Below are 25021 nucleotides of genomic sequence, written 5' to 3' on the forward strand. Positions count from 1 at the left end.
AGCAAACCGCCCGGCAATCGAGGGGGCCGCTGATGGGGCACCATCAACGGCCGTTGGTACCACCCGGTGCTCAGGCGGTGCCGACCTGGCCCTGCTCGCCGCGGCGGGACTGCCAGAGCGCAACGAAATCGATCGGCGCCAGCATCACCGGCGGGAAGCCGCCATCGCGCGTCACATCGGCCAGGATGTTGCGGGCGAAGGGGAAGAGCAGGCGCGGGCACTCGACCAGCAGCACCGGCTCCAGCACCTGCGGCTCCACATCGATGGTGAAGATGCCGCAATAGACCAGCTCGGCGATGAAGCAGGTCTGGTCGTTGGCCTGGGCATCGGCGCGGATGTTCAGCGAGACCTCGTAGACATTCTGGCCTTCCTGGATCGGCCGGGCCTGAACGTCGAGCTGCAGGTCGACCCGCGGCTGCTCGCGCAGGGTGGCGAAGATCTCGGGGGCGTTCGGGACCTCGAAGGAGAGGTCCTTCGTGTACTGCATGTTCAGGACCAGCGGGCCCTGGGACATCGGCGGGGCGGACGGGGCGTCGGACATGATGGTCTCTTGCAGAGCGATGAGCGCGCTCCGCTAGCACGCGGGCGGCGCCGGGGACAGCGGCGGGACGAGGGCGGCCGGCGGCGGACCGCCCGGCTCACGCGGTGAGACGTTACCGATTTTGCAGGCCAATGACTGAATTGTGAGTTTTGTTGCTACTCGTTCGGGTGCCGGAGGCGAAGTGCCTCTTCGGACGCGAAGGAGAATAAGCCTTGACCGTAATGCATGCCGATACGCCGGTTGCGCCGCCGCTGCTGTCCTATGCCGCCTTGCCAGACCCCCGCGCCCGCATGGCGGCGCGGCTGCCCGCCTTCATCCAGCCCTTCCTCACCTGGCTGACGGCCAGGCCCGTCCCCGGCGCGCCGGCCCCCGGCCGCACCGCCATGGGCTTCGTCGCCGGCGCCCTCGCCTGGACCTTCGGCGGCTGCGCCCTCGGCCTCATCCCCTTGCTGCTGGCGGATCCGGCGCTGCTGACCTGGCTGCTGCTGCCGATCGGATGGCTGGCGACAAGCTGCGGCCTTGGCCTGTTCCAGGTGGTGATCTTCCACCACTGCTCGCATGGCACCGTCTTCTCGACGCGCGAGCGCAACCGCCGCGCCGGCCGGATGATCTCCGCCTTCCTGCTGTTCAAGCGGTTCGAGGACTACCAGCGCGAGCACATGCTGCATCACAGCCCGAACAAGCTGCTGACCGAGGAGGACGAGTTCGCCGATTTCGTCCTCGGCATGTGCGGGCTGGAGCCGGGCCTGCCCAAGCGCGAGTTGTGGCGGCGGGTGCTGGTGAATTGCGCCTCGCCGGTCTTCCACCTCCGCTTCCTCCAGCGCCGCCTGCGCGCGAGCATGTTCACCGGCGATGCGCAGCATGACCGGATGAGCCGTATCGCCTGGGCTGGCCTCCTCGCGCTGGCTGCCGCAACCGGCCTGCTGGCCGAGATCCTGCTGGTCTGGGTGCTGCCGGTGACGGTGCTGCTGCAGGTCGCGACCGTCTTCCGCATCCTTTGCGAGCATCGCTTTCCGGAGCCGGAGAGGATGCGGGTGCGCGACCGCGCCTTCGTCGCCCATGCGACGGCCGGCGTCTTCCCCGGCAGCGCGCCGCCCGCCCTGCCCGCCACCAGCCTGCGCGGGCTGCTGCGCTGGACCGCCTGGTGGGCGGAGATGCTGACGGTGCACCTCTTCGTCCGGCTCTTCGTGCTGGTCGGCGATGCGCCCTGCCACGACTTCCACCACCGCAAGCCGGCGACGCGGCGCTGGGCGGACTACATCCATGCGCGGCAGCAGGATCTCGAAGCCGGCTCGCCCGGCTTCCCGACCGGCTATTTCGAGAATTGGGGGCTGTTCGAGGCAATCGACCACAACCTGGCCAGCCTCGCCGCGACCCCGCGGGAAGTGCTGGGCCGCTAGAGCAGATCGCGGAGGGGCGTGAACGCCCCGCAGCGTGAATCTGCTCTACAAACAGCGGTCTACAGCGGATGGGCGTTCAGTCTTGAACGCAATCCGCTGTCGAGCGGACCTCGCCCGGGCGGACTCAATCATACCAACCCGCATAAATGCTGACGAATTCCTGCGGCCTCGGTCGCCGGCGCCGCTCTGCGGCTGGGCTACGCGCCACCTGGCACGGCGCCCCCGGTGCCCATGGAAGATGCCGGCCGCATCTTCCATGGGGCCCGGCCGTTCGGGCGCTCAGCCGCCCGCGGCGGCTGCAGGTCAGGATTTATGCGGGCGGGTATCAGGCGACGCAACCTGCCTGTCCCGCAGGAGGCCGGATCGTCGGGCACGCGCCACCATGCGCGCCGGACGGTCCGGCGCAGGTCGCGGAGGGGCCTGAACGGGGCACCCCGCAGTTTCGCGGAGCCAAGAGGGCGGGTCCCGTCGCCCGGGAGCCCGAAGTTGCTCCGCGAGCGATGATCTGCAGCGGATCGGCATTCGGCTCCAGACGCCAGTCCGCTGCGGTTGGCCCGGCCGGAGGGTTCGGGAGGCGCTCGTTCGTCCTGGCCTGCAGCCTCCCCGGCGGATGAGGCCGGAAAACGCGCCAGCCCCTCTGCAGGACGGCGTCAGTCCTGCGGCCGCTCGCGCACCCGCTCGGCCGGAAGCCGGATCATCGCGGTGGTCCCGTGGCCTGGCGCGCTGTCGAGCAGCAGCTCGCCGCCATGCGCCTCCAGCAGCCGCTTGGCGATCGGCAGGCCAAGGCCCGCCCCGCCCAGGCTGCGCGCCGCCTGCTGGTCGAGCTGCTGGAAGGGCTCCAGCGCGCGGGGAATGTCCTCCGGCCGCATGCCGACGCCGTTGTCGCGCACCGTCACCGTTGCGCCGCCATCCTCGGCGCGCGCCAGGCTCACCTCCACCGCCGCACCGTCCGGGGAGAATTTCACCGCATTGCCGATGAGGTTGTGCAGCACCTGGCGGAACCGCACCGGGTCGATGCACAGTTCCAGCGCCGGCTCCACCAGGCCCAGCCGGATCTCGACGCCGCGGACCTGGCCTTCGCCTGCGCCGAGCGCCACGGTGCTCGCCAGCACCTGCCCGGCCGGCAGCCATTCCGGCGCCAGCGAGGGCAGCGCCTGCTCCAGATGCGAGTAGTCGAGCAGGCCATCCGCCAGCTTCAGCAGGTACTGCGCGGCATCGAGGATCAGCGCGGAGTAGCGCCCGCGATCCTCCAGGCTCGGGTTGTAGCGCGACTCTGGCGCCATCATCTCGGCGAAGCCGAGGATGGCGTTCAGCGGCGAGCGCAGCTCATGCGTCAGGGTGGCGAGGAAGCGCGCGCGCGCGGCGCTCGCCCGCTCGGCCGCCGCCTTCGCGCTCCGCAGGTCCAGCTCCGCCTGCTTGCGGAGCATGATGTCGATATAGACCGAGAGCGCGCCCTCGATGAGCTCCTGGTCCCCCGGCTCGAAGGGCCGGCTGACATTGCTCTCGGACCGGCTGCCGAGGATCAGGGCATGGCCGGTCGGCCGGTCATAGGCCCAGAGCACATAGGGCAGGCGCAGGATGCCGGTCAGCTCATAGGCGGGCGGCTCGATCGGCGTGCGCGCCGTGGTGAAGAAGAATTCCGGCGGGGAGGGAATGGCGACCCGGTGCCCCGTGATCTCGGTCCCCGCGCCGATCGCATGGGTGACGCGGAATCGCTCGCCGCCCGCTTCCTCGTGCAGCAGCGCCGCGCCGTCGCAGAGCGCGTTCTCGATGATCATCTCGAGCATCGGCACGCCGATCTCCTGCGGCGTCCAGTCGCCATCGGCCAGGCGATAGGCCTCGCGGATCAGCTTCGCCACGGTGCGGCTGCGGCGCGCCTCGCGGAAGGTCTGGCTCTGCTCCTCCTGCAGGCGGAGCAGCCGGGCGCCGAGGTCGTTGCATTCCCGCCGATAATAGGCCAGCTCGCGCTCGAGCTGGCCGATCAGGGCGCCCTGCGGGGTCTCCGACATCAGCCTCGCCTCCGCAGCACGGTCAGCACGCCGGTCCAGTCGAGCGGCCTGCTGCGCCCCTGGGCGAAGGGGGCGACCTCGACGCCGGAATAGAAGCCGAGGAAGGGCACCGCCGGGTCGAGGCCGTCGCGGACCAGCGCCGCCTCCTCGACCGGGGCGCCGCTGCGCGCGCTGCCGCGCCCGGCGCAGTCGATGTAGAGGCCGAGCAGCGGCGCCGTCCCCGCGACCACGCGGTTGATCTCCTGCACGCCGCGGCGGACGGAATCGAGCATCAGGGAGTTGTCGCGGCTCATGATCTGCACGCGGGTGCCGCGGGCGAAATCCTTCTCGAACAGCGTCACCGACCCGGTCTCGGGGTTGGCGCGCAGGATCAGGCGGTTGACATAGGCGTTCTCGTCATAGGGGGCGAAGGGGTCGCCCTGCTTCTCCCCGAGCGTGGCGCAGAGCGTCAGCTCATGGCCCTTGGCGCCGCCGAGCGGCAGGCCCAGCATGCGCTCGATCACCGTCAGCGCCGGCCTTCCGTCCAGCTCATAGACCTCGGCGCCCTCGATCCGGGTGATCTCCATGAAGGCGCTGACCGGGCGGCAGCCATGCATGACCGCCGTCTCGGCCTGCAGCGCCGGCGGGAAGACCAGCGCGACGGCGGCATGCTTCACCACCGCCTCGCCATCGAAGACCCAGCCGCCCGAGAGGTTCATGTCGGTCAGCAGCCCGCCGCCGAGCAGGCAGAGCGGCCGCGCGCCGAAGCCGGCATGGAAGCCGTCCACGATCGCGCTCGCCGGGTGCAGCCGGAGCGGCGCCGTCACCGCGACGCTGTCGAAGAGCAGCAGGACGACATCGCCCTCCCCCGCGATCCCGGCGACCTCGGCGCCCAGCCCGGCGCCGGCGGCATGCTCGTCCCGCAGCAGGTCGCGCGTCACCACGGCCTGCGGCGTCACCGCCGGGTCGTGGAAGGCGATGAGGCCGAGCTCGAAACCGCTGTAGCCGAATCCGGCGCGGCCGATGGCGCCGGCGGCGGAGCCGCCGAAGACCGGGACCGGGCCGAAGACCTCCCGCAGCGCGGCGCGGGCCGCGAGGGGGTCGTGCTTGCCGCCGCAGAAGGCCAGCAGCAGCTGTGGGGCGGCCTGGGCCAGGCCGGCGGCGCAGAGCCGCACCGCCACGGCCGGGTCCGAATGTTTCGCATAGCTGACGCTGATCACGCCTGGCCCCCTCGGCCACCCATCATACCGTCCTCCTAGAGCAAACGACGGCCGAGTGGACCCACCCGGAAGACGTAATTCGCTCGCCCGAACAACAGGCTGGATCGTCCGACGCGCATCGGACGGTCTGGAGCAGGTCGCGGCCGGGCGCGAACGGCCCCCTCCGCGAGTCTTGCGGAGCAAGGTCTGCGGGGACGCCGTCGCCCGGCCGCGTGCCTCCGCTCTGCAATCAACAGGCTACAGCGGACCGGCGTTCAGGTCTGAACGCCATCCGCCACAGCCTGCCGCGCCGCCCGGCAGGGCCAGCCCGGCCAGGCACGCGGCCAGTTCGGCGGGCGAGACCGGCTTGCGCAGCAGGGCATAGCCGCCGCGCTCGGCCAGCGGCGCGAGCTCCGCCATCCGGCCGGTGCCGGTCAGCAGCATCGCCACCAGGCCGGGCCGCCGCAGCCGCGCGGTCTGGATCAGCGCCGTGCCGTCCATGCCGGGCATGGCCAGGTCGGAGATCAGCAGGTCGCAGGGCGCGCCGGATTCGAGATGGAGCAGGGCCTGGCCGCCATCCTCCGCCTCCGCCACCTCCCAGCCTTCCCGGCCCAGGCATTCCGTGAGGAAGCGCCGCATCATCGGCTGGTCATCGACGATCAAGGCCCGGCCGCGCGCCTCTCCTCCGGCAAGGGCAGGCCGCTGCCCGGCGGCGCAGGGCAGCCAGAGCGACACGGTGGTGCCGAGGCCGGGGCGGCTCTCGATCCGCAGCTGCCCACCGGACTGCGCGGCGAAGCCATCCGCCATGGAAAGGCCGAGGCCGGTGCCCCTGTCGCGTGGCTTGGTGGTGAAGAAGGGTTCGGTGGCGCGGCTCAGGACCGCCGGCTCCATCCCGGTGCCGGTATCGGCGACCCAGAGCCGGACATAGCGCCCCGGCGCCAGCCCGGCCGGATCGGCGCCCGCCTCTGCGACCGCCGCGCCGAGCGTCACCGTCCCGCCGCCCGGCATGGCATCGCGGGCGTTGACGGCCAGGTTGATCAGCGTGGTCTCGAGCTGGGCGCGGTCGGCCCGCAGGGCGGGCAGCGCCGCCGGCACGTCCAGCGCCACGCGCACCACCGGGCCGATCGCATTGGCCAGGATGGCCTGCAGATTCCGCAGCAGCTCGGTCGGGTCGATCTCGGCCGCGCGCAGCTCCTCCCGCCGGGCGAAGGCGAGCATCCGGCGGGAGATGGCGGCGCCGCGCTCGGCCACCTCCCTGAGCTCGGCGAGCAGGCGCGCGGTTCCGGGCGCCGCGCCGGCCAGGGCCTGGCCATGGCGCTGCCCGAGCAGGGCGATGCCGGCGAGGACCGCGGCGGAGACATTGTTGAAATCATGCGCCACACCGCCCGCGAGCTGGCCGAGCGCCTCGAGCTTCTGGGCGTGGCGAAGGCGGTCCTGCGCGGCGGAGCGGGCGGCGGCCTCCGCGGCGAGCTGGGCGGTGCGTTCCGCGATGCGGCGCTCGAGCGTGGCATTCAGCTCCCGCAGCGCCGCCTCCGCCTCCCGCGCCTCGCTCAGATCAGTGCAGCAGCCGGCATGGCCGAGCAGAGCACCATCGGGGCCGAGGCTCGGGGCCGCCTCCCAGCGGTACCAGTGGCGGGCGCCGCCGGCAGTGCGCAGCGGGACCTCGATCCGGAACGGTCCCCGCACGGCGATGGCGGCGGCGAGTTCAGCCCGGAACCGGACCAGCGCCTCCGGCTCGAGCAGCCGCTGCCAGGCATCTTCCCGCAGGGCGCCGGCGGGAAGGCCGAAGACGGACTGGAAGCGGCGGTTGGCATGGACCAGACGGCCCTCGGCATCGCTTGCCCAGAGCAGGGTGGGTGCTTCCTCGGCAAGGTGGGCCGGCCAGGCGGCGGGGGCACGGGCAGGGCGGCGGCGGGCGGCCGCCGGCGCGGCGCCGGCCTCGGCTCGGGCCGGATCTCCCGTACGGGCCTCGCCCGGTCGATGCCCCCCCTGGGATGGGGCAGGTCGCATGGAAGCCTGCATCGCGTGCCGCCGCCCAAACGAGTGGGTGCACCATCGCTCCGCGAGCGATTGCACACCATCTTCGATCATAGCAGTATACCGGCATCCTCCGACCAAGGCGCAAGTCTTTGTGGTTGGCGAAGGCCGGCCGGGCCACGCTGCCCAGTTGTGGATCCTCCGGCGCCCCCTCATCCCCACGGCATGACCGTGCGCTTCAGGCCGGGCGGCCGAACGGGCGCCGCCGCCGATGCGGTTCAGTCAAGCTTTGCAGAGCAAATCGCCCGGCAATGGAGGGGCCATTGAGGCCCCCCATCAACGGCCGCGGGTATCAGGGCTTCACGACGCTCGGGTGGTATTGCCGCCAGACGATGTTCTCCGGTGCCGGCCCGGTCGGGTCGCAGCGCAGCCATTGCCCGTTCATCAGCCGCTCACCGGTCATCGCCAGGATGAAGCCCCAATGCGAGACCACCAGCGTATCTCCCCAGTCCGGCAGCGCCGCCATCTCGGCGCGGAACAGCGCCGCGCGGGCCTCCACCTGGTGGTCCGGCTCCTCGATCGCCGGCCACCACACCTCCTCCAGATGGGCGAGGTCAAGCTCCGGCCAGGCCAGCGCCAGTTCGGTACGGGGGGAACCGATGTCACAGGTGAAGGCGTAACGCTCCCGCACCGTCGGCATCACATGAACAGGAATGTTGAGCCGCCGTGCGATCGGCGCCGCCGTCTGCAGGGCGCGGGTATAGGGCGAGGCGATGACGCGCCGCAGCCCCTCCCCTGCCAGCGCCTCGGCTGCCGCCTCGGCCTGCTGGTGGCCGAGTTCGGTCAGTTTCGGGTCGGGGATGCCAGGATCCCGTTTGGTGGCGGTGAAATGGAGGTTGAACTCACTCTGGCCGTGTCGCAGCAGGATCATCGCGGCGCGGTTCCATCCGGGGCTGCCCCGCGATAGCGGCGGCGGCACGGCACGGCAAGCCAGCTCGGGATCTTCAGGCCCGGCGTTGCGGCGCCCCCCGCGCGCCCTTAAATAGGTGAAAAGGAGTCCACGATGACGGGTGGTTTTCCGCTCGACCTGATCCTCTTCGCCATGGTCGCGGCCTTCCTGGTCCTCCGGCTGCGCAGCGTGCTCGGCCGCCGGACCGGGTTCGAGCGTCCACCGCAGCCCGAGCCGCGCCCCACGGGCTTCGACCCGCGCGGTCCCCGCACCCTCGACGGCACGGCGGAGGAGGTGCAGCCGGCCGCCTCCGGCAGTGGCGCGCGCCATGTGCTGCCCGATCCGCGCACGCCGGTGGGCCAGGCGCTCGGCCGCATCGCCGCGGTCGAGCGCAGCTTCGACCCTGACAGCTTCCTCAGCGGGGCGGAGGGCGCCTTCCGCATGATCGTCACCGCCTTCGCGGCCGGCGATCGCCAGACCCTGCGCGCCCTGCTCTCGGACGATACCTATGCGGGGTTCGAGCAGGCGATCACGGCGCGCGAGCAGGCCGGCGAGTCCCAGCGGACCGAGCTGCGCGCGGTCCATGAGCTGGGGATCGAGGCGGCCGATCTGCGCGGCAATACCGCCGAGGTGACCGTGCGCTTCGTCACCGACCAGGTGAACATGACCACCGCCCGGAACGGCGAGGTCGTTGCCGGCAGCGACGCGATCACCGAGCTGACCGATATCTGGACTTTCCAGCGCGATATCGGCTCCTCCGACCCGACCTGGCGGTTGGTGGCCACCCGCAGCGCCTGACCCCCTTGCGCCACGGCCGCATGCCGCGGGTTTCGCGCGGGGCTGATCCCGGCTTGGGCCACCCTGCCCGGCAGGCAAGGCGCCGCCCCCTCTGGCGGCGCCTTTTGCATGCCTGCACCCTGCTGCTGGCCACCGGCGCGGCGGCGCAGGAAGCACCGCGGCCCGTCGCCTTCACCGAGCTGCCCAGCTGGGGGGAGGAGGATGCGGCGGCGGCGCTCGCCCCCTTCCTCGCCACCTGCCGGGAACTGGCGCGCCGCGATCCGGCGCAGCCGCTGGGCGGGACCGGATCGCTGGCCGCGCTTGGCGGCCGGCCGGCCGACTGGGCGGCCACCTGCCTGGAGGCGGCGGCGGTGCCGCCCGGCGAGGCGGCGGCCCGCGCCTTCCTGGAACGCCGCCTCCAGCCCTTCGCCCTCGGGACCGGGCTGCTGACCGGCTATGTCGAGTTGGAGCTGCCGGGCGCCCTCACCCCCGATCCGGCCTGGCCGACCCCGCTGCGCGGCCCGCCGCCGACCCCGCCCGAGGGCGCGCTCCTGCCCGACCGCGCGGCGATCGAGGCCGGGGCGCTGGACGGGCTTGCGCCGCACCTCGCCTATGCCGACCCGGTGGATGCCTTCTTCCTGCAGATCCAGGGCTCCGGCCGGCTGGTGCTGCCGGATGGCGGGCTGCTGCGGCTGGGCTTCGCGGGCAAGAACGGCCATCCCTACCGCGCCATCGGCCGGGTGCTGGTGGAGCGCGGGGAGATCCCGCTGGAGGCGATGTCCATGCAGGCGCTGCGCGCCTGGCTGGCCGCCGCCCCGGCCGAGGCGGCACGGGCGCTGCTGCATACGAACCCTTCCTATGTCTTCTTCCGCCGGATGGAGGCGCTGCGGCCGGATGAGGGGCCGCCGGGCACGCTCGGCGTGCCGCTGACGCCGGAGCGGTCGCTGGCGGTGGACCCGGCCATCGTCCCGCTCGGCGCCCCGGTCTTCGTGGTGACGCGGGACCCGCTGGCGGGCACGCCGATCCGGCGCCTGGTGCATGCCCAGGACACGGGTGGCGCCATCCGCGGCCGGGCGCGCGGCGACCTGTTCTGGGGCTGGGGGGAGGAGGCGGTGGCCAAGGCCGGGGTGATGCGCGAGGCGGTGGAGATGTTCGTGCTGGTGCCGCGCGGCGCGCCCTGAGCGGCAGCCGGCTTGTTGCGCTCATGCCATGCGTGGGCATCGTTTCGCGGCGGGCGCGGCCCCCTCCCCGTGGATTGCGTTCAGGACCGCCCGCCCATCCGCGATAGCTCCTTGTTTTTCTGGCAGAGTCACGCGTCCGGTCGTTCACGGCCTCCCGCGATCTGCTCTAGATTACGGGCATGCTCCAGACCCGGCCGCGCGTCGCGCTCTTCGTCACCTGCCTCGTCGACCTCTACCGGCCGAATGTCGGCTTCTCCGCCATCAAGCTGCTGGAGGAGGCCGGCTGCCTGGTGGAGGTGCCGGAGGCGCAGACCTGCTGCGGCCAGCCCGCCTACAACAGCGGCGACCGGGCGACGGCGAAGGACCTGGCCCGCGCCGTTGTCGATGCCTTCCTGCCCTATGACTACACGGTGGTGCCCAGCGGCTCCTGCGGCGGGCAGATCGCCCACCACTATCCCGGCCTTTTCGCCGACGACCCGCATTACCGCGGCAAGTCCGAGGCCCTGGCGGCGAAGACGCATGAGCTGGTGAGCTTCCTGACCGACGTGCTCGGGGTGGAGAGCGTCCAGGCACGGTATGACGGCGTCATCACCTATCACGACAGCTGCGCCGGCCTGCGCGAGCTCGGCATCAAGCAGCAGCCCCGCACGCTGCTCGGCACGGTGCAGGGCGCGACGCTGAAGGAACTGCCGGATGCCGAGATCTGCTGCGGCTTCGGCGGCACCTTCTGCGTGAAGTACCCGGACATCTCGACCCGCATGGTCGCGGACAAGGCGAAGGCGATCGCCTCCACCGGCGCGGACATGGTGCTGGCGGGCGATATGGGCTGCCTGCTGAACATGGCCGGGCGGCTGAAGCGGGAAGGCCTGCCGGTGCAGGTCCGCCATGTGGCCGAGGTGCTGGCCGGCCGCACCAGGGAGGCGCCGGCGATCGGCGAGACGGAATGAGCGCTGCCCTTCAGCTTCCCCCGACCGACCCGCTGCCGGCGCAGGTGGCGGAGCGCGGCTTCGCCCTGGTCCGCGGCGCGGAGATGGCGGCGCGGCTCGGCCTCTCCGCCGCCGCGCTCGATGCCTTCGCCGCGAGCTGGGAGCGGCTGGAGACCGACAGCTTCATGGCCGATGGCGGCCGCTACCGCCGCCGGCGCCATGCCAACTTCACCGCCCGCGCGGGCCTGCCCGGCCATCTCCGCGGCCCGCACCGGCCGCATTTCCAGGCCGTGGTCCATAACAGCCTGAATGGCGGGGTGGAGCGCTGGTTCGGCCCGATGGAGGATGCCGTGGCGGCAAGCCCGCCGATGCAGGCGCTGCTCGGGCTCGGCCGCGCGGTCGCCGATGCGCGGAGCCCGGGATGCGACTGGTTCGTCGAGGCGCACCAGTTCCGGATCGAGGCCGCGGCCGGTGCGCCCGGCTACCCCACGCCCGAGGGCGTGCACCATGACGGCGTGGACTATGTGCTGATCGGCATGATCGCCCGCACCAACCTCGCGGGCGGCGAGACGCTGATCACCGACGATGCGGGGATGGAGCTGGCACGCTTCACCCTGCTCGACCGGCTGGACACCGCCTTCGTCGATGACCGGCGCGTGATGCATGGCGTGACGCCGGTGGGCCCGGCGGATCCGGCGCTGCCCTCCTGCCGGGACGTGCTGGTCATCACCTGGAAGCGGGGCGGACCGGCCCCTCGCGCCTGAGCGCCGATTCGCCGCGGGCCGATGTTGTCGCAGCGGCCCGAGTGCCCTGGCCGGTACGCCCGTCCGCGATCCGCCTTGTCCCGCAGGCCGCCGCGCCGCGTCAGCGCGGCAGGCCGGACCCCGAGGAGAAGACCGGTGCCTCTCCCGGCCGTTGGATCATCGAACCACCCCCCGGCAGGGGCGTGACATAGGTCGGCGGCTCGCCGAGGCGGTGGATCGTATAACCCCCGTTCGGCTGCGGCGTGATGAAGGAGGGCTCACCGGTGGGCGACAGGACCGTCCGGGCCTGGGCAGGGGGGCGGGTGGTGCCGGGGCCCGGCGGCGCGCCCGTGCTGCCCGGGAGTGGCTGTGCGAAGGCGGGGCCCGCGGCCGCCAGGGCCAGCATGACGGCACCGAGAATGGCAATCGCAGGGGTCATGGCGGACCTCGTTAGGACGTCGTGACGATAGCACCGGCCCGGCGCCGGTCATGTCACGTGCGGGAGACCCCCCGCCTGCAGGGCGGGGCGCGGCTTCGGGCGAGGGCGCAGCGATGCGCGGCATCCCGGCTCGCCGGCCCCTGCCCACCCCGCGGACCGCACGGCCCGGCCAGATGGACAGCGCGCGCAAACCGCGAGACACGGGAGCAGCGGTTCGGCACCGATGGCCGCCGGCGGGAGGCCGTGCCCTCCCCGCCCCAATCCGGAGACGCGCGCATGCAGCATCTGCCCCCCGAGACCTGGCGCTGGGACGCCGTGGACATCGCCCGCGCCATCCGCCTCGGCGCCCTGTCGGCGCGGGAGGCGACGGCGGCCGCGCTCGCGCGGCTCGAGGCGGTGAACCCGGCGATCAATGCGGTGGTGGACCCGCTGCCGGAACTCGCCCTTGCCGCCGCCGAGGCCGCCGATGCGGCGCGGGCGCGGGGCGAGCCGCTCGGGCCGCTGCATGGCGTGCCGGTCACGGTGAAGGTGAATGCCGACATGGCCGGCCGCGCCACCACCAATGGCGTGGTCGCCTTCCGCGACGCGGTCGCGCCGGAGGACAGCGCCGTCATCGGCAACATGCGCAAGGCCGGCGCCGTCGTCATCGGCCGCACCAATACGCCCGCCTTCTCCTGGCGCTGGTTCACCGACAACGACCTGCACGGGAAGACCCTCAATCCCTGGAGCGCGGGGCACACCCCGGGCGGCTCCTCGGGCGGCGCCGGCGCCGCGGTCGCGGCCGGCATCGGCGCGATTGCGCATGGCAACGATATCGGCGGGTCCGTCCGCTACCCTGCCTATGCCTGCGGCGTCGCCGGGCTGCGCCCCTCCTTCGGCCGCATCCCGGCCTTCAACCCGGGCGCCAGGGGGGAGCGCCCGCTCTCCGCCCAGATCCTCTCGACCCAGGGGCCGCTGACGCGGCGGGTGCGCGACCTGCGCCTGGCGCTGGCGGCGATGGCGGCGCCCGACTGGCGCGACCCCTGGCAGGCCCCCGTGCCGCTGGAAGGCCCGCCGCTGCCGCGGCCGATCCGCGTCGCGCTCTGCGCCGACCCGGCGGGCCAGGGCGTCCACCCCGCCGTCGCCGCCGCGGTGCAGGCCGCCGGCGAGGCGCTGGCCAGGGCGGGCTATGCGGTGGAAGAAGCGGCGCCGCCCGGCTTCGCCGCCGTCGCCGCGGACTGGGACGCCTTCATCCATGCCGAGGCGACGGTCTTCATGAAGGAGGGCTTCGAGACCCTCGCCGATGCCAGGGCGCGCACGATCTTCGGGGAGATGGCGGAGCGGCCCCTGCCGGCGCTGCCGGACTGGATGCGGCTGCTGGCCGGCCGCGCCACCCACCAGCGGGCCTGGGCGGCCTTCATGCAGGAGCGGCCGCTGCTGCTGATCCCCGTCTCGGCCGAGCCACCCTTCCCGCAGGGGCTGGACGAGCAGGACTTCCCGCGCGTGTTCCGGGCGCAGGCGCCGCTCTTCCCGACCGTGCTGCTGGGCCTGCCGAGCGTCTCCGTGCCGACCGGCGTCGTGAACGGCCTGCCCATGGGCGTGCAGGTGGTGGCGCCGCGCTGGCGGGAGGACCTGGCGATCGAGGCGGCCTTCCCGATGCCGACGCCCATCGATCCGCGCTGAGGGGGGCTTTGCCCCCTCACCCTGGGTCCGGGCCGGGTTCCGGCCTGGCGGATGGGGTTCGGGGAAGGCCCTGCCTTCCCCGATCTCACCGGAAGACCGGCGGCGCGTCGTCCTCGGGCAGGTCGGGCAGCGGCACCTCGATGCGTACCGTGCTCGGGTCCACGCCGGTGCCCCGGTCCAGCCAGTAGGTCACGCTTTCCGGCCAGAGGATGACGATGGCCACCATGCAGAGCTGCAGCCCGACCCAGGGGACGGCGCCCCAGTAGATGTCCTTGGTCAGCACCTCCTTCGGCGCGACGCCGCGCAGGTAGAACAGCGCGAAGCCGAAGGGCGGGTGCATGAAGCTGGTCTGCAGGTTCACGCAGAGCAGCACGCCGAACCAGACCAGGTCGATCCCGAGCTTGGCGGCGACCGGCGCCAGCAGCGGCACGACGATGAAGGCGATCTCGAAGAAGTCGAGGAAGAAGGCCAGGAAGAAGACGAAGAGGTTGACCACCACCAGGAAGCCGGTCTGGCCGCCCGGCAGGTGCGACAGCAGGTGCTCGATCCAGATGCCGCCATCGACGCCCTGGAAGACCAGGCTGAAGACGGTGGCGCCGATCAGGATGAAGATCACCATGGCGGTGATCCGCATCGTGTTGCCCATCGCCTCCCGCAGCAGGGCGTAGGTGAAGCGGCCGTTCACGACGGCCAGGAACAGGGCGCCCATCGCGCCCATGGCGCCGGCCTCGGTCGGCGTGGCCAGGCCGAGGAAGATCGTGCCGAGAACCAGGAACATCAGCACGACGGAGGGCACCATGCCCTTCAGCACCTTGGCATAGAGCGGCCAGCCGCGCTGGGTCCGCGCTTCCTCCGGCAGGGGCGGCATGCGGTGCGGCGCGAAGATCGCCACCACCGCGATGAAGCTGAGGAAGAGCAGGATCTGCATCGCGGCCGGGCCGATCGCGCCGGCATACATGTCCCCGACCGACTTGCCGAGCTGGTCGCCGAGCACGATCAGCACGAGGGAGGGCGGGATGAGCTGCGCGATGGTGCCGGAGGCGGCGATGACGCCGGTCGCGATGCGCATGTCGTAGCCGTAGCGCATCATCACCGGCAGGCTGATCATGCCCATGGCGATGACGCTGGCCGCGACCGTGCCGGTGATGGCGCCGAGCACCGCGCCGACCAGCACGATGGCGAAGGCGAGCCCGCCCGGCCGCTTGCCGAAGAGCTGGCCGGTGCCCTCGAGCAGGTCCTCCGCCAGGCCGCAGCGCTCGAGGATCGCCCCCATCAGGGTGAAGAAGGGGATCGCGAGGAGCAGCTCGTTCGACAGGATGCCGAAGACCCGCAGCGGCAGGTTGCCGAGATAGGCCTCGGTGAAGAAGCCGAGCTCGATCGACAGGAAGCCGAAGAACAGCCCCACCGCGGAGAGGCTGAAGGCCACCGGGAAGCCGAACAGCAGGAACAGCACCAGGCCGCCGAACATCAGCGGCGGCATCAGGTCGAGGGAAATCACGCGCGCGCTTCCTTCAGGGTCTCAGGCCGAGTCACTGCTCGAGCCGCTCGTACTCGACCACCACCTCGCCCGCCGGCCGGATGCCGCGCAGCAGGGCGAAGCGCTTGATCAGCTCGGACAGGCCCTGGAGCGTCAGCAGCAGGAAGCCGATCGGCATCAGGATCTTCACCGGCCAGCGCAGCAGGCCGCCGGCATTGGGCGAGCCTTCGTCCCGCAGGAAGCTGTCGAGGAAGAAGGGCCAGGTCATCCAGGTCAGCAGCACGCAGGCCGGCAACAGGAAGACGATGATCCCCACCACATCGACCCAGAGCCGGCCGCGCTCGGACAGCGCGCCATAGACCAGGTCCACCCGCACATGCGCGTTGCGGAACAGGGTATAGGAGGTGCCGAGCATGACGATGGCGGCGAAGAGGTACCACTGCACCTCCAGCCAGGCATTCGAACTGTAGGAGATGCCGTAGCGCATGAGCGCGTTGCTGGCGCTGACCGCGCAGGCCAGCAGCACCGCCCAGTCGGCCAGCTTGCCGACCGCGGCATTCAGCCTGTCGACGCCGCGGCTGAAAGCGAACAGGGGACCCATCGGGCGCGTAACCTCCCTCGGCAGCGTCTCAGCGGCGCTGCTGCTCCTGAGCGTGCATGAAGTAAACGAAATTGTCGAATGCGCTCTCGGCCACCCGGAACCACTGGTACTCGTTGTCGCGGAACGCCTTCCAGGGCTCGTACACCTTCCGGAAGGTGGCGTTGCGCGCCGCGGTCTCCTCATAGAGCTCGAAGGCGGCCCGGTAGCAGGCCTGCATCACCTCCCGCGGGAAGGCGCGGAGCTGCGTGCCGGAGGCGACGAGCCGGCGCAGCGCCTGCGGGTTCTGCACGTCGTACTTCGCCATGGTCTCCAGCGTGGCGTCGCGGCAGGCGCTCTCCAGCACGTCCTTGTACTGCTGGGGCAGTTCCTCCCACTTCGCCTTGCCGACATAGAAGGACAGGTTCAGCCCGCCCTCCCACCAGCCGGGGTAGTAGTAGAAGGGCGCGACGCGCTGGAAGCCCAGCTTCTCGTCGTCATAGGGGCCGATCCATTCCGCAGCATCGATCGTGCCCTTCTCCAGCGCCGGGTAGATGTCGCCGCCGGCGATCTGCTGCGGCACGCCGCCCAGCTTCTGCATGATGTTGCCGGCGATGCCGGCGATGCGCATCTTGAGGCCCTGCAGGTCCTGGACCGCCTTGACCTCCTTGCGGAACCAGCCGCCCATCTGGGCGCCGGTGCTGCCGCAGGGGATGGAGACGATGTTGTAGCCGGCGAAGAAGTCCCGCAGCAGTTCCCGCCCGCCGCCGGCATAGAGCCAGGCATTGATCTGGCGGGTGTTCATGCCGAAGGGAATGGTGGCATCGAAGGCGAAGGTCGGGTCCTTGCCGACGAAGTAGTAGCTGGCGGTATGGCCGCAATCGACGGTGCCGGCCTGCACCGCATCCGCGACGGCCAGGCCCGGCACCAGCTCGCCCGCCGGGAAGACCCGGATCTGGAACCTGCCATCCGTCAGCGCTGCCACGCGCTTGCCGACATGGTCCCCGGCCCCGAAGATGGTGTCGAGCGAGCGGGGGAAGGAGGAGGCGCAGCGCCACCGGATCTCGGGCAGCGCACCCTGCGCGATCGCCGGGGCGGCAAGCGCGACGGTGCCGGCCAGCGCGCCGCCAGCCACAAATCCACGACGGTCCATTCCGGTTCGGGCTCCCGTTCGCGGCACCCCGGGTGGGCGCCGGGCGCCCCTCTAGACCCCTGCCGCACGGATGTTAAGGGCGTGTTTCCCGGCCGGACCATGCCGCAGCCCCTTCGCACCCCGCCGGGCAGGGGGCTACACTGCCGCCCGTGACAGCCTGCCCCCTGCCCCCGTGCTGACGGCGCTTGCCCTCTGTCTCGGGTTCCTGGTCCTGCTCGCCGCCGCCGCGGTGCCGCTGGGCCGCCATCCCAGGGCGGGGCTGCTCGTCCATGGCGGATGCCTGATCGCGGCGCTTGGGTTTGCCGGCATCGCCCTCGCGGCGCTGCTGGTGGGCGCGGCGCCGGAGGGGCTGCTGCTGCCCTTCGGCCCCCCCTGGGCGGCGGCGCGCATCGGGCTCGACGGGCTCTCCGCCTGGTTCCTGCTGCTGCTCGGCCTCACCGGCGCCGCGGCCTCGCTCTTCGCGCTGGGCCATCCGCCTGGGCCGCCGCGGACCCTGCCGCCCTTCCCGCTCTTCCTCGCCGGCATGGCGCTGACCCTCGCTGCCACCGACGCCTTCCTGCTGCTTGGGGGGTTCGAACTGATGTCGCTCGCCTCCTGGGCGCTGGTGGCGGCGGACCATGAGAAGGAGGAGAACCGCAAGGCAGCGCGGCTCTACCTGATCTTCGCGCTGCTGGCCGCGGCCTGCCTGGTGCCGGCCTTCGGGCTGCTGGCCGGCCGGGCCGGCGCCATCACCTTCGATGCCATGCGCGCCGCCCCGCCCGAGGGCTGGCGGGCGGCGGCGGTGCTGGTCCTCGGCCTGGTCGGCGCCGGCGCCAAGGCGGGCCTGGTGCCGCTGCATGCCTGGCTGCCGCTCGCCCATCCGGCGGCGCCGAGCCATGTCTCGGCGCTGATGTCGGGCGCGATGACCAAGATCGCGCTCTATGTCCTGGCGCGGCTGCTGCTCGATCTCTGCGGGGCGGCGCAGCCGTCCTGGTGGGGCGTGCCCCTGCTGGTGGCGGGGGCCTTCTCCGCGCTGCTCGGCGCGCTGCGGGCCAATCTGGAGGAGGATGCGAAGACCCTCCTCGCCTGCTCGACCATCGAGAATGTCGGCCTCGTCGTGCTCGGCCTCGGCCTGGCGCTGGCCTTCCGCGGCGCCGATCTCGGCCCGCTCGCGGCGCTGGCCGCCGGGGCGGCGCTGCTGCACGCGCTGAACCATGGCGTGTTCAAGACCCTGCTCTTCCTGGTGGCCGGCGCCGTCGCGCACAGCGCGGGCAGCCGGCGGCTGGACCGGCTGGGCGGGCTGATCCATGCCATGCCGGTGACGGCGGGCGCCGCGCTGGTGGGCGCCGCCGCCGCCGCCTCCCTGCCGCCGCTCTCCGGGTTCGCCTCGGAATGGCTGCTGCTGCAATCGCTGCTGGCGGGCTGGCGGGTCGGCGGCATCGGCGTCCAGGTGCTGGCCGCGGCGGCGGCGGCGCTCGCCGCCATGGCGGCGGCGCTGGCGGCGGCGGCCATGGTGCGCCTGTTCGGCCTCGTCTTCCTCGGCCGGCCGCGCAGCCCGCGCGGGGCGGGGGCGCGTGAGGTCTCGGCCGCGGAACGCGCCGCGCTGCTGCTGCCGGCCGGGCTGACGGTGCTGTTCGGCCTGTTTCCGGCCACGCTCCTCTCCCTCGCCGCGCCTGCCCTGCAGGTGCTGACCGGCCCGGCGGCACAGGCGCCGGCGCGCGGCCTCTGGCTGGTGGCGGGCGAGGCGCCCTCCGGCTACGCGCCCCTTTTCATCGCCCTGCTGCTGGTCCTGGCCCTCGCGCTCGCCTGGTTCCTGGTGCGCCGCCGCTCGCCGGCAACGACGCAGCGCGGCCCCGTCTGGAATTGCGGCTTCATCGACCCGCCGACGCATCTGCCCTTCGGCGACCCGCTGACCCAGCCGACGGCCGGCGGCATCGCCCAGCCGCTGCGCCGCATGCTGGGGCAGCCGCTGCTGCGCGCGCGGGAGAGCCTGGACATGCCGCGGCCCGGCGAGACGCGCCCCGCCCGGTACGCGGCAGGGTTCGAGGATCCCGCCGGCCCCCTGCTGCTGGCGCCCGCCGCCCGGCTGCGGGACCGCATCGCGGTGCAGGCGGAGAAGCTGCGGGACCTCACGATCCGCCGCTGCCTGTCGCTGAGCTTCGCCACCCTGGTCGGCCTGCTCGCGCTGCTCGCCTGGCTGGAGAGCCGCTGAGATGGAGGGTCTCGGCGCGCTGCTGACCCAGTTGCTGCACATCGCGCTGATGCTGGCGGCGGCGCCGCTGGTGGTCGGCGTCACGCGCTGGCTGAAGGCGCGGATGATGGGGCGGCGCGGTGCCTCCCCGCTGCAGCCGCTGCGGGACCTGGACAAGCTGCTGCGCAAGCGGCCGGTGCTGGCGGAGAACGCCTCCATCGTCTCAGAGGCCGCGCCCTATGCCGGCTTCGCCGCCTGCCTGCTGGCCATCGCCCTGGTGCCGAGCTTCGCGCGCGGCATGGCCTTCGCCCCGCTCTCCGACCTAATCCTGCTGGCCGGGCTGCTGGCGGTGGCGCGCATCGCCCTGGCCCTGGCCGGGATGGATGTCGGCACCGCCTTCGGCGGCCTCGGCGCGGCACGGGAGATGAGCTTCTCCGCCTTCGCCGAGCCGGCCCTGCTGCTCTGCGTGCTGACCTTCGCCATCCTGGCCGGCACCACCAATCTGGACCTGATCACGGCCACCTTCCGGGAGGGGGCGCTCGGCCTGCGCGTCTCCCTCGCCCTGGCCGGCGTCGCCATGCTGGCGATCGCGGTCGCCGAGAATGCCCGGATCCCGGTGGACAACCCGGCGACGCATCTGGAACTGACCATGGTGCATGAGGCCATGCTGCTGGAGGCCTCGGGGCGGCACCTCGCGCTGTGGGAATACCAGTCGGCCCTGCGGCTCACCCTCTGGCTGGCGCTGATCGCGGCCATTTTCGTCCCCTTCGGCGCGGCGCCGGCGGGCAGCGGCCCCATTGCCTGGACGCTGGGGCTGGTCGCCTGGGCCTTGAAGATGGGGGCGCTTTGCCTGGCGCTGGCGGTGTTCGAGAGCGCGATCGCCAAGATGCGGGTGTTCCGGGTGCCGGAATTCCTCGGCGCCGCCCTGCTGCTGGCGCTGCTGGCGGCGGCGCTGCTCTTCGTCTCGACGGGGCTGGCGTGACGGCGGCCCTCCATCCGGCGCCGGCAAGGACAAAGGGCCGGGCGCGCAGGCGCGCGCAGGCCCAGGCCGCATCCCGGCGCCTCGGGGCATAGACGATGACCTTCGGCCAGCTCCCCTATGATGTCGCGCACCTCCTCGGCGGCGGCATGCTTCTGCTCTCCTTCGTGCTGCTCTACCAGCGGCGCATCGGGGCGGTGATCAATGCGCTGGCCCTGCAGGGCGCCATCCTGGCGCTTGCCGCCGCCTGGCAGGGCTTCATGCAGGGCGCGCCGCAGCTCTACCTGACCGCGCTGATCGCCTTCGGCGCCAAGGCGGTGCTGATCCCCTTCGCCCTGCGCGCCCTGCTCCGCCGCTTCGACCTGCACCGCAACGTGGAGACCGCGCTCGGCATCGGGCCCAGCCTGGTGGCGGGCGTGGCGCTGGTCGCGCTCGCCATCCTCGTCGTGCTGCCGATCACCGCCGGCAGCAAGGCGATTGCGCGGGAGGATCTGGCGCTCGCCCTCTCCGTCGTGCTGCTGGGGATGCTGATGATGATCACCCGCCGCAACGCCATCCTGCAGGTGGTCGGGCTGATGACGCTGGAGAACGGCCTGATCCTGGCCGCGGTCGGCGTCGCCGGCATGCCGCTGGTGGTGGAGCTCTCGACCGCCGCGCTGGTCATGATGCTGCTGGTGGTCGGCGGCGTCTTCGTCTTCCAGATCCGGGAACGCTTCGACACGGTGGATACCAGCTTCCTCGAGATCCATCGCGGGGAGCGTCCCTGATGCCCCCGCATCGCCCGGACATGCAGGCTGAGCGCGCGAATGCGCGCCGCCGCCGGCGCGGCGGGGCCGGGCCGCGTGGAACGCCGCGCCGGCCTCCGAGGGCTTTCGCGCGCAAGCGCGGAAGCACGCCAGGATGATGCCGCTCTCCTGGGCGCTCGTCTTCCTGCCCTGGGCGGGCGCGCTGCTGCTGGTGGCGATGCCGCGGGAGCGGCCGGCGGCGCTCGCCAATATCGGCGTCTCCGCCCTCTCCTTCCTGCTCTCGCTCTTCCTGCTCGGCCATCCCGGCGGCACCCAGGGCTGGACGCATATCGACGCGCTGAACACGCCGCTGGTCGTCCTCTCCTTCCTGATCGGGCTGACCACCGCGGTCTTCTCGCTCGGCGCCATCGCGGCGGAGGGGTTCGACGCCCTCCGGCTCCGCGCCTACCATGTCGCCTTCCAGGTCTTCATGGGCGCGCAGGCGCTCGCCCTGCTCGCCGACAACATGGGCGTCATGTGGGTGGCGATCGAGATCGCGACGCTGGCCAGCGTGCTGATCGTCGCGGTGCACGGCACGCCGGCGGCGATCGAGGCGGCCTGGAAGCTGTTCATCCTCTGCGGCGTCGGCATCGCCCTCGCCCTGTTCGGCACCATCATCCTCTATCTCGCGGCGCAGCCCTTCGTCGGCCACGGCGACAGCGGCCTGTCCTGGGAGGTGCTGCTCGGGCTCGCGGCGCGCTGCGACCCGGGCGTGCTGAACCTCGCCTTCGTCTTCCTCCTCGTCGGCTACGGCACCAAGGCCGGGCTGGTGCCGCTGCATTCCTGGCTGCCGGATGCCGAGGCGGAGGGGCCGATTGCCATCTCCGCCGTGCTCTCCGGCCTGCTGCTGAATGCCGCGCTGCATGCGGTGGTGCGCGCCAAGGCGGTCATCGGCGCGCATCCCGGCACGGTGCCGCCCGGGCCCTTCCTCATCGCCTTCGGCCTCGCCTCCCTGCTGCTGGCCGCCTTCGCCCTCTGGCGGCGGCGGGATGCGCGCCGCTTCTTCGCCTGGAGCAGCATCGAGCATATGGGCCTCGCCACCCTCGCCTTCGGCATGGGCGGGCCGGTGGCGAATCTCGCGGGGCTGCTGCACATGCTCGGCCATTCCCTGACCAAGTCGGCGGTCTTCTTCGGCGTCGGCCATGCGGCGCAGCTCAAGGGCTCGCAGAAGACCGCGGACATCGCCGGCCTCTGCGCCTCCCGCCCCGCCCTCGGCTGGGGCCTCGCGCTCGCCATCGCCGCCGTCGCCGGCCTGCCGCCCTTCGCGCTGTTCGCCAGCGAGTTCCTGCTGCTGACCGAGGCGGCGGCGCATCACTGGTGGCTGATCGCGCCGCTCGGCCTCGGCCTGCTGACCGCGGCGGCGGCCAAGATCCACACCTTGCAGGCGCTCTGCCTCGGCGACCCGACGCCGGATGCCGGGGACGCCCCGCCGCGCTGGACGGATCGCACCACCCTCGGCCCGCTCTGGGTGCATCTGGGGCTTGCCCTGATGCTGGGGGCGGCGCTGCCGGCCTCCCTCTCCGCCCTGCTTGCCGCCGCGGCGAGGATCCCGGGATGAGCCTGCAGGAGATTGTCCGCAACGGCTCCCCGCAGGAATGCCGGCCCTGGCCGCGCGTGCTGCTGACCCGGCCGCAATGGGGCGCGCTGGCCGAGGTGCTGGCCGCCGATCCCGCGCCGGAGCTCATGGCGCTCTGGGCCGAGCCGGCGATGATCCACGCCGCCTTCCGCTTCGCGGCGGAGGAGAGGCTGGTGCTCGCCTCCTGCCCCGCGCCGGATGGGCGCTACCCCGCGCTCTCCCCGGCCCGCCCGGGCGCGGTGCGGTTCGAGCGGATGATCCGCGACCTCTGGGGCCATGTGGCGGAGGGGGCGGTCGATCTCCGCCCCTGGCTGGACCATGGCCGCTGGCCGCACACTGCGCCGCTCTCCTCCAGGCCCGTTGACCGCGCCGGCCCGCCGCCGCAGCCGGAATTCCTGCCCGTGGAGGGCGAGGGCGTGCACCAGATCCCGGTCGGCCCCGTGCATGCCGGCATCATCGAGCCGGGGCATTTCCGCTTCCATGTCCAGGGCGAGACGGTGGTGCGGCTGGAGGAGCGGCTGGGCTACCTGCACAAGGGCCATATCGGCCTGATGCTGGGCCAGCCGCCCCCCGCCGCGGCGCGCCTCGCCGCCCGCCTCTCGGGCGACAGCACCGTGGCGCATTCCTGGGCCTTCGCCCGGGCGGTGGAGCAGGCGCTGGAGGTCTCGCCCTCCCCCCGCGCCATCGCCTTGCGGGCGGTGATGGCGGAGCTGGAGCGGGTCCACAACCACCTGAACGACTGGGGCTTCGTCTGCAACGACGCCGCCTTCGCCTTTCCCCATGCCCGCTGCGGCGTGTTGCGGGAGGGCGTGCTGCGCGCCGCCTTCGCCGCATTCGGCCACCGGCTGATGATGGACCGCGTGGTGCCGGGCGGCGTCGCGGCGGACCTGACGCCCGGCGGGGCGGAGGCGATCCTCGCCGCGCTGGCCGCGGTGGAGGCGGAGATCCCCTCCCTGGTCTCGATCTATGAGAACCATGCCAGCCTGCAGGACCGCGTGGTGGGCACGGGCGCCATCACCCCGGCGCTGGTCGCGTGCTTCGCCGCCGGCGGCCATGTCGGCCGCGCCGCCGGCCGCGGCTTCGATGCCCGCGTGGCGCTTGCCGATGCGCCCTATGACCGGCTGAGGCCGGAGGTACCGGTGCTGGAGCAGGGCGATGTCGATGCCCGGGTGCGCATCCGCATCGCCGAGATCGGCGAGTCCATCCGCCTGCTGCGCGCGCTGCTGGAGACGCTGCCGGAGGGCGAGCTGCTGCTGCCGCTGCCGCAGCGTGGCGGCGAGGGTGTGGGCGTGGTGGAGGGCTTCCGCGGCGATTGCCTGCACTGGGTGGCGCTGGAGGAGGGCGGCCTGATACGTGCGGCCTTCCCGCGCGATCCCTCCTGGCTGCAATGGCCGCTGCTGGAGGCCGCGATCGAGGGCAACATCGTCGCGGACTTCCCCTTGTGCAACAAGAGCTTCAATTGCTCCTACAGCGGGGTGGATCTGTGACCAAGGCCGATCGGGAGGCCCCTTCTGCGGCCCGCGCCGCAAGCCCGGCGCCGGAAGGGGCGCCGCGCCACCCGGCCTCTGGCGCCTGCCTGCGGCCGCCTCCGGGCGCACGGTCCTAGCATGCAGTCGCTGAAGCGCATGCTCTGGCCGCAGCTCGCGCGCGGCCTCTTCGGCAGGCCGCTGACCGATCCGGCGCCCATGGTGTCCGAGGAGGTGGTGCAGGCGCTCGCCACGCGGCTGGAGGAGAACGCCCAGGCGCGGCTCGGCCGCAGCCTTTCGATCCGCCAGGTGGATGCAGGAAGCTGCAATGCCTGCGAGCTGGAGATCAACGCGCTCAACAACGTGGTCTATGACCTGGAGCGCTTCGGGCTGCGCTTCGTCGCCTCCCCCCGCCATGCCGATGTGCTGCTGGTGACCGGCCCGCTGACGCGCAACATGAAGGAAGCGCTGCTGCGCACCCGGGACTGCACGCCGGAGCCATGCTTCGTCGTCGCGGTCGGCGATTGCGCGGTGGATGGTGGCGCCTTCAAGGAAAGCCCCGCGGTCGAGGGCGGCATCGGCGCGGCGCTGCCGGTCGACCTGGTGATCCCGGGCTGCCCGCCCTCACCGGCGCAGTTGCTGGAAGGGCTGCTGGCGCTGCTGGAAGCGCAAGCGCCGCCGCGCGACCAGGGCTGATGCGTGCTGCGGCAAGTCCGGCTGGCCGGAAAAGAAAGCGGGCCGGCTGGATGCAACCAGCCGGCCCGTTGGCGGCCCAGAAAGGCTGCCAGTCTGGCGAAGGCTTGCCGGGAAATAGCCTCCGCCGAACGCCGTCCGTCCGAACCCGGAAGGGCATCAGGACGACAAACAAAGCATCGCCGAGCACGGCTCAACGGGAGATGTGAGCGGGCTTACAATCCGGCAATCCGGTACGCAGGCAGGTCGTGCCCCGGGGCGTGGTGTAGGAGTGCGGTGATCTCCGGCGGGCTGGGCCGCCGTATCAGGCGGCCACGGCGGGCAGGCTGACGGTGACAGTATCGCTGACGGCGCCGATCGTCT

At 72.4% G+C, this 25021-nt stretch carries 21 protein-coding genes; 12 read left to right on the top strand and 9 right to left on the bottom strand.

All coding sequences use genetic code 11. The features are described from left to right. Positions 1–70: 70 nt before the first annotated feature. A complete protein-coding gene (secB, locus tag LHA35_RS22585; protein ID WP_226612318.1) occupies positions 71–541 on the bottom strand; it encodes a protein-export chaperone SecB in 471 nt (156 codons plus the stop codon). Between the two features lie 221 nt (positions 542–762). Between secB and LHA35_RS22590 the strand changes: the two genes are divergently transcribed. Continuing rightward, on the top strand, positions 763–1941 hold the full coding sequence (locus tag LHA35_RS22590) for a fatty acid desaturase (RefSeq protein WP_226612393.1): 1179 nt from the start codon (positions 763–765) through the stop codon (positions 1939–1941). 650 nt (positions 1942–2591) lie between these two features. Here the strand turns inward: LHA35_RS22590 and LHA35_RS22595 are convergent. The 4 genes from LHA35_RS22595 to LHA35_RS22610 all read right to left on the bottom strand — a co-directional run bounded on the left by LHA35_RS22595 (position 2592) and on the right by LHA35_RS22610 (position 8036). Continuing rightward, complete coding sequence (locus tag LHA35_RS22595) at positions 2592–3950, bottom strand: sensor histidine kinase (RefSeq protein ID WP_226612324.1); 1359 nt, start codon at positions 3948–3950, stop codon at positions 2592–2594. Further along, entirely contained in the window at positions 3950–5149 is a 1200-nt protein-coding gene (locus LHA35_RS22600; protein ID WP_226612326.1) for an FIST signal transduction protein, read from the bottom strand. Before LHA35_RS22600 ends, LHA35_RS22595 begins: the two co-directional genes overlap by 1 nt. Positions 5150–5386: 237 nt before the next feature. Further along, entirely contained in the window at positions 5387–7138 is a 1752-nt protein-coding gene (locus LHA35_RS22605; RefSeq protein WP_226612330.1) for a hybrid sensor histidine kinase/response regulator, read from the bottom strand. 319 nt (positions 7139–7457) lie between these two features. Beyond that, a complete protein-coding gene (locus LHA35_RS22610; RefSeq protein ID WP_226612332.1) occupies positions 7458–8036 on the bottom strand; it encodes a histidine phosphatase family protein in 579 nt (192 codons plus the stop codon). Between the two features lie 132 nt (positions 8037–8168). Between LHA35_RS22610 and LHA35_RS22615 the strand changes: the two genes are divergently transcribed. From LHA35_RS22615 to LHA35_RS22635, 4 genes are all read left to right on the top strand, one after another. Then, the gene (locus tag LHA35_RS22615; protein ID WP_226612342.1) at positions 8169–8852 is read left to right on the top strand and encodes a Tim44/TimA family putative adaptor protein; all 684 of its coding nucleotides are present in this window, start codon (positions 8169–8171) and stop codon (positions 8850–8852) included. A gap of 104 nt (positions 8853–8956) precedes the next feature. Continuing rightward, positions 8957–10012: a murein transglycosylase A gene (gene mltA / locus LHA35_RS22620; protein WP_264185728.1), complete on the top strand. Its 1056-nt coding sequence runs from the start codon at positions 8957–8959 to the stop codon at positions 10010–10012. A gap of 179 nt (positions 10013–10191) precedes the next feature. Beyond that, positions 10192–10959 carry a (Fe-S)-binding protein gene (locus LHA35_RS22630; RefSeq protein WP_226612344.1) on the top strand — a complete coding sequence of 256 codons (768 nt, stop codon included), beginning with the start codon at positions 10192–10194 and terminating at the stop codon, positions 10957–10959. Then, the gene (locus LHA35_RS22635) at positions 10956–11702 is read left to right on the top strand and encodes a 2OG-Fe dioxygenase family protein (RefSeq protein ID WP_226612347.1); all 747 of its coding nucleotides are present in this window, start codon (positions 10956–10958) and stop codon (positions 11700–11702) included. Before LHA35_RS22630 ends, LHA35_RS22635 begins: the two co-directional genes overlap by 4 nt. Before the next feature lie 100 nt (positions 11703–11802). On the opposite strand, the gene LHA35_RS22640 is transcribed toward LHA35_RS22635, so the two are convergent. Beyond that, positions 11803–12120 carry a hypothetical protein gene (locus tag LHA35_RS22640; protein WP_226612349.1) on the bottom strand — a complete coding sequence of 106 codons (318 nt, stop codon included), beginning with the start codon at positions 12118–12120 and terminating at the stop codon, positions 11803–11805. Positions 12121–12396: 276 nt separating this feature from the next. On the opposite strand from LHA35_RS22640, the gene LHA35_RS22645 reads away from it, so the two are divergent. After that, positions 12397–13782, top strand: coding sequence for an amidase (locus tag LHA35_RS22645; protein WP_226612353.1), 1386 nt, complete (start codon positions 12397–12399; stop codon positions 13780–13782). Between the two features lie 85 nt (positions 13783–13867). Here the strand turns inward: LHA35_RS22645 and LHA35_RS22650 are convergent, their stop codons facing one another. Genes LHA35_RS22650 through LHA35_RS22660 form a run of 3 tightly spaced genes read right to left on the bottom strand, consistent with a single transcriptional unit; the run spans position 13868 to position 16989 of the window. Then, positions 13868–15280 (bottom strand): TRAP transporter large permease, encoded by a 1413-nt coding sequence (locus LHA35_RS22650; protein ID WP_226612361.1) that lies wholly within the window; start codon positions 15278–15280, stop codon positions 13868–13870. A gap of 31 nt (positions 15281–15311) precedes the next feature. Then, positions 15312–15860: a TRAP transporter small permease subunit gene (locus tag LHA35_RS22655; RefSeq protein WP_226612364.1), complete on the bottom strand. Its 549-nt coding sequence runs from the start codon at positions 15858–15860 to the stop codon at positions 15312–15314. A 28-nt stretch (positions 15861–15888) separates the two neighbouring features. Further along, the gene (locus LHA35_RS22660; RefSeq protein WP_226612367.1) at positions 15889–16989 is read right to left on the bottom strand and encodes a TRAP transporter substrate-binding protein; all 1101 of its coding nucleotides are present in this window, start codon (positions 16987–16989) and stop codon (positions 15889–15891) included. A gap of 172 nt (positions 16990–17161) precedes the next feature. Here LHA35_RS22660 and LHA35_RS22665 point away from each other — a divergent pair, with 172 nt between their 5' ends. From LHA35_RS22665 to LHA35_RS22690, 6 genes are all read left to right on the top strand, one after another. Further along, positions 17162–19180 (top strand): proton-conducting transporter transmembrane domain-containing protein, encoded by a 2019-nt coding sequence (locus LHA35_RS22665; RefSeq protein ID WP_226612371.1) that lies wholly within the window; start codon positions 17162–17164, stop codon positions 19178–19180. 1 nt (position 19181) lies between these two features. Next, entirely contained in the window at positions 19182–20141 is a 960-nt protein-coding gene (locus LHA35_RS22670; protein WP_226612375.1) for a respiratory chain complex I subunit 1 family protein, read from the top strand. 95 nt (positions 20142–20236) lie between these two features. Continuing rightward, positions 20237–20905: a hydrogenase-4 component E gene (locus tag LHA35_RS22675; protein WP_226612378.1), complete on the top strand. Its 669-nt coding sequence runs from the start codon at positions 20237–20239 to the stop codon at positions 20903–20905. Positions 20906–21038: 133 nt separating this feature from the next. Further along, positions 21039–22481, top strand: a complete 1443-nt coding sequence (locus LHA35_RS22680; RefSeq protein ID WP_226612387.1) for a hydrogenase 4 subunit F — start codon at positions 21039–21041, stop codon at positions 22479–22481. Then, positions 22478–23986: a hydrogenase large subunit gene (locus LHA35_RS22685; RefSeq protein WP_226612389.1), complete on the top strand. Its 1509-nt coding sequence runs from the start codon at positions 22478–22480 to the stop codon at positions 23984–23986. Before LHA35_RS22680 ends, LHA35_RS22685 begins: the two co-directional genes overlap by 4 nt. Positions 23987–24106: 120 nt before the next feature. Further along, positions 24107–24661 (top strand): NADH-quinone oxidoreductase subunit B family protein, encoded by a 555-nt coding sequence (locus LHA35_RS22690; protein WP_408902406.1) that lies wholly within the window; start codon positions 24107–24109, stop codon positions 24659–24661. The last annotated feature ends 360 nt before the right edge of the window (positions 24662–25021 follow it).

Source organism: Roseicella aerolata (assembly GCF_020523605.1).
GTDB classification, from domain to species: Bacteria; Pseudomonadota; Alphaproteobacteria; order Acetobacterales; family Acetobacteraceae; genus Paracraurococcus; species Paracraurococcus aerolatus.

Bases quoted from the DNA above. Each gene is read 5' to 3' on its own strand.
- LHA35_RS22630 (WP_226612344.1), top strand. From the start codon at position 10,192: ATGCTCCAGACCCGGCCGCGCGTCGCGCTCTTCGTCACCTGCCTCGTC.
- LHA35_RS22645 (WP_226612353.1), top strand. From the start codon at position 12,397: ATGCAGCATCTGCCCCCCGAGACCTGGCGCTGGGACGCCGTGGACATC.
- LHA35_RS22635 (WP_226612347.1), top strand. From the start codon at position 10,956: ATGAGCGCTGCCCTTCAGCTTCCCCCGACCGACCCGCTGCCGGCGCAG.
- LHA35_RS22680 (WP_226612387.1), top strand. From the start codon at position 21,039: ATGATGCCGCTCTCCTGGGCGCTCGTCTTCCTGCCCTGGGCGGGCGCG.
- secB (WP_226612318.1), bottom strand. From the start codon at position 541: ATGTCCGACGCCCCGTCCGCCCCGCCGATGTCCCAGGGCCCGCTGGTC.
- LHA35_RS22595 (WP_226612324.1), bottom strand. From the start codon at position 3,950: ATGTCGGAGACCCCGCAGGGCGCCCTGATCGGCCAGCTCGAGCGCGAG.
- LHA35_RS22685 (WP_226612389.1), top strand. From the start codon at position 22,478: ATGAGCCTGCAGGAGATTGTCCGCAACGGCTCCCCGCAGGAATGCCGG.
- LHA35_RS22610 (WP_226612332.1), bottom strand. From the start codon at position 8,036: ATGATCCTGCTGCGACACGGCCAGAGTGAGTTCAACCTCCATTTCACC.
- LHA35_RS22655 (WP_226612364.1), bottom strand. From the start codon at position 15,860: ATGGGTCCCCTGTTCGCTTTCAGCCGCGGCGTCGACAGGCTGAATGCC.
- LHA35_RS22670 (WP_226612375.1), top strand. From the start codon at position 19,182: ATGGAGGGTCTCGGCGCGCTGCTGACCCAGTTGCTGCACATCGCGCTG.
- LHA35_RS22690 (WP_408902406.1), top strand. From the start codon at position 24,107: ATGCAGTCGCTGAAGCGCATGCTCTGGCCGCAGCTCGCGCGCGGCCTC.
- LHA35_RS22640 (WP_226612349.1), bottom strand. From the start codon at position 12,120: ATGACCCCTGCGATTGCCATTCTCGGTGCCGTCATGCTGGCCCTGGCG.
- LHA35_RS22615 (WP_226612342.1), top strand. From the start codon at position 8,169: ATGACGGGTGGTTTTCCGCTCGACCTGATCCTCTTCGCCATGGTCGCG.
- LHA35_RS22660 (WP_226612367.1), bottom strand. From the start codon at position 16,989: ATGGACCGTCGTGGATTTGTGGCTGGCGGCGCGCTGGCCGGCACCGTC.
- LHA35_RS22590 (WP_226612393.1), top strand. From the start codon at position 763: ATGCATGCCGATACGCCGGTTGCGCCGCCGCTGCTGTCCTATGCCGCC.
- LHA35_RS22675 (WP_226612378.1), top strand. From the start codon at position 20,237: ATGACCTTCGGCCAGCTCCCCTATGATGTCGCGCACCTCCTCGGCGGC.
- LHA35_RS22605 (WP_226612330.1), bottom strand. From the start codon at position 7,138: ATGCGACCTGCCCCATCCCAGGGGGGGCATCGACCGGGCGAGGCCCGT.